Genomic DNA, 3,362 nt, shown 5'->3' with positions numbered 1-3,362 from the left:
TGCTTTATTCAGGATCCTAGGGTCATCTGGTGATACAGATGGTTCACTCTTATCGCGGTGAACAGCGCTTCATACGACTTCAGGTCGCACAGACACCCCTGAGTTAGACATGATGACTAACAGAGAGGTGTTTATGAGCGGTAATAGATTTCCAGAAGAATTCAAAATCGAAGCAGTAAAGCAGGTCACCGAAAAAGGCCACCCTGTCGCGGATGTTGCCCATCGCTTAGGGACAACAACGCATAGCCTTTATGCGTGGATAAAACGCTATGGCCCTGATGCTTCTCATCATCAAGCCAAGTCTGATGAAAGCGAAGAAATTCGTCGCCTCAAAAAGGAGCTAAAACGCGTCACAGAAGAACGCGACATATTGAAAAAAGCCGCGGTGTACTTCGCAAGCCAGTCCGACTGAGGTACGCCTTTATCCGTGCTCACCAAGCGATTTGGCCTATCAGATTGATGTGTCACGTCCTCGGCATTCATCCCAGTGGTTATTACGCCTGGGTTCAAAACCCTGATTGCCAACAGGAGCAGCGGCGAAAATATCTCCTCGGACGTATTAAACAGTTCTGGCTTGAGTCTGGTGGTGTCTATGGCTACCGGAAAATTTACAGTGACTTGCGAGATGACGGAGAGTCCTGCGGAATTAATCTCGTTCATCGTTTGATGAAACGGGAGGGTTTGCAGTCTCAACGAGGATATAGAAAGCCTCGTCCTCGAGGAGGTACTGAAAACATTGTCGCTGCCAACAAGTTGGCACGGGAGTTTAATCCTACGGCACCGAATCAATCGTGGGTAACAGACATTACTTACATCAAAACACATGAAGGCTGGTTGTATCTGGCTGTGGTCATCGATTTGTTCTCAAGACGCGTGATTGGGTGGTCGATGAAGAGTCGGATAACCAAAGAGTTGGTGTTAGATGCGTTGCTGATGGCGATTTGGCGTCGTTCTCCGAAAGAGAAAGTACTTGTACATTCTGATCAGGGCAGTCAGTACACCAGTCATGATTGGGATAAATTCCTGACTCAGCATGGCTTGGAGTCAAGTATGAGCCGCAGAGGAAACTGTCATGACAATGCTGTTGCTGAAAGCTTCTTTCAGTTATTGAAACGAGAACGTATCAAGCGAAAAATCTACTCAACGAGAGAAGAGGCACGTATGGATATCTTTGAATATATTGAGATGTTCTACAACGTAATACGTCGGTACGGTTCCAACGATCAAATGTCACCTGTAGAGTATGAAAAGCAGTACGAAGAAAGGCTCAAAAGTGTCTACTGAGTCGGTGGCTATTCACCATATGATGCTAATCGGCCCTAACCCTCCTCACGCCGTAACATCACAAGACGTCAAAATCCAACAGTGTGAGACCCATATCGTGTGGTTTCGTGAAGTATGGATTAAGCAGTTGATGGCAAGTTGCGAAGAACTGAAAGACCTAAGCGCTTTACTAGAACGTGCCAATCTCTGCATTGAGTTCTCAGAACAAACAGCAGAAAAGGTATTCCAGCTTTTAAATGACTGTACCAAAACCAGCCCCATCGACCAGCTAGCCGTTCTTTTGCAAGTCCTTTCCGTATTAAGGCAAGACAGCAACAGCAAGACCTTGTTGCCGACTTCTTCGGGAAAAACCAAAATTGATGACGTCGATCGCGCCAAGATAGAGAAAATTTGTGACTATTTGGCTCGTAACATGGCAGAGCCGATTACCCTTTCCGATCTTGGTCGCGTATTCCATGCCAGCGGCAGTAGCATTCAGCGACTTTTTACTGATCATTTTGGTGAAAGCTTTTCTTCGTATTTGAAAAAGCTGCGATTAGGACATGCATGCAGTGAACTGCAAGCGACCACCAAGCCAATAGCGTTAATCGCGGAAAATGTTGGGTACAGGAATTTATCGAACTTTAATCGCCAGTTTAAGCAATACAAGCAACTGACACCGAGGGAGTATCGGGGGCAATATCAGCTCAAGCGCGGAATTTAGAGAATAAAAATAGGATAAGAGGAATGCATGCCACCAAACGGCATGCATTGAATTTTTGAATCAGTCTTTTTGAACCGATGTCTTCTAGAAGCAAAATCTTCTAGAAACAATGTTCTCTAGAAGCAATGCCCATTAGAAACAATTTCCGCCAGAAATCAGTGCTTTTTAGGGCCGTTCTGAATCATGCTTTTGCCAGTCTCGGCGATTTCTGGGGTAAGCCAGCGAGCCAGAATAAGCTGATGGCTATCGTCAAGAACCGCAACGAAAGGACGACCGTCCGTGTTGTTTCTAGCAAGTGCAACGCCAGCAACGTTTTTTAGTCCCAATCCGCCATTTTCAATTGAGATAAGAAATGCTTCCAGCTCTTCTAGGCTGTCGATGATATCGAGTTCATTATTCATGTAAGTAACGTCTTTTTGCTTGTTTACTGAAGGGCAGATTATTTCATGCAACGTGGTGAGGAGGCAATGGAGAGATTCGCTTGGAGACATCGTTTGACGTGACCAAAGACAAGTAGGTGCACAATGTAACTTCTAAGAGAGAGCCGTAAGCCACAGACGGTACAGTCTGGGATAGCAAAATCATTGAAAATGCATCATTAACGCGATAATCGTTTATGTTTGTTTTACCGTGTGTACTGGCACCCACCCACTTTCGCCCGTTGAGCGCAAGACTCGATACCAAGAATTGAGTTCAAAAAGCACGGATAACTTTTCACCTAGCACTGTATTGAACTCCAAATTATCGTAATCGTGAAGCAAGATACCCGTAGAACTGCCCGCAATATTTTCGATATATTGGATGGGTGCCCATGCTTGCTCACCCGCCTTATTCGTTATAAAAATCCAATTGGGGAACTCGTCATCCATTGCACCAATAGTGACTTTATCGCCTCGCTTCAAATAAAGCGGGTTAGGGTATTCGGATATATGTGCTTCAATTACAACCACTTCCATACTTTTCTCCAAAGTACCTAACAGTGCGTTAGATGACTAAATGTCAGAATTAAACACGATGAATTGTCATTGAATAACAAGCCGTAGTGTTTTATATCTTTATTTCGTTTGATTTTTATAAAAATTTTTTTCAACCATAAAACCGACTTGTGAAATACCCCAACGAGGGTTTTCATCATTATGAAGTACTTATACCAAGGCTGAATATATCGGCAGTGAAGAAGTTCGGTTCAGATTACAAAAAGTGTCGCGAACAGAAGCAGTAAAAAAAGAGGCTGAATCAGCCTCTTTTCCTTTGCGATTTTAGTGCGTTACTTTACTTGCGAAAGCGACGTACAAAACCTAAACCAATCAATGACAGGAAGCTCCAGAAGGGCTTTGTTGCTTAAATCGATGGAACTAAATCTAGAAGCTACGAT

General features: G+C 44.1%; 4 protein-coding genes. 2 read left to right on the top strand and 2 right to left on the bottom strand.

Annotated features, from left to right (window positions below):
• Window positions 1-133 precede the first annotated feature (133 nt).
• A protein-coding gene (locus tag B5D35_RS23150) for an IS3 family transposase (RefSeq protein WP_139367858.1) occupies window positions 134-1,284 on the top strand; the annotation gives its coding sequence in 2 pieces (ribosomal slippage) (window positions 134-380 and window positions 380-1,284; 1,152 coding nt in all).
• The gene (locus B5D35_RS23145; protein WP_244556725.1) at window positions 1,274-1,987 is read left to right on the top strand and encodes a helix-turn-helix transcriptional regulator; all 714 of its coding nucleotides are present in this window, start codon (window positions 1,274-1,276) and stop codon (window positions 1,985-1,987) included. The genes B5D35_RS23150 and B5D35_RS23145 overlap by 11 nt, the downstream gene beginning before the upstream one ends.
• Window positions 1,988-2,142: 155 nt before the next feature.
• Here the strand turns inward: B5D35_RS23145 and B5D35_RS23140 are convergent, their stop codons facing one another.
• Window positions 2,143-2,388 (bottom strand): hypothetical protein, encoded by a 246-nt coding sequence (locus B5D35_RS23140; protein WP_078754756.1) that lies wholly within the window; start codon window positions 2,386-2,388, stop codon window positions 2,143-2,145.
• A gap of 213 nt (window positions 2,389-2,601) precedes the next feature.
• Window positions 2,602-2,943, bottom strand: coding sequence for an SH3 domain-containing protein (locus B5D35_RS23135; protein WP_078754755.1), 342 nt, complete (start codon window positions 2,941-2,943; stop codon window positions 2,602-2,604).
• Window positions 2,944-3,362 lie beyond the last annotated feature (419 nt).

The organism is Enterovibrio nigricans DSM 22720 (genome assembly GCF_900167155.1).
GTDB classification, from domain to species: domain Bacteria; phylum Pseudomonadota; class Gammaproteobacteria; order Enterobacterales; family Vibrionaceae; genus Enterovibrio; species Enterovibrio nigricans.
The sequence above is the reverse complement of the archived record's forward strand: the minus strand, read 5'-3'. Positions and strand labels throughout refer to the sequence as shown.

Bases quoted from the DNA above. Each gene is read 5' to 3' on its own strand.
- B5D35_RS23140 (WP_078754756.1), bottom strand. From the start codon at position 2,388: ATGAATAATGAACTCGATATCATCGACAGCCTAGAAGAGCTGGAAGCA.
- B5D35_RS23135 (WP_078754755.1), bottom strand. From the start codon at position 2,943: ATGGAAGTGGTTGTAATTGAAGCACATATATCCGAATACCCTAACCCG.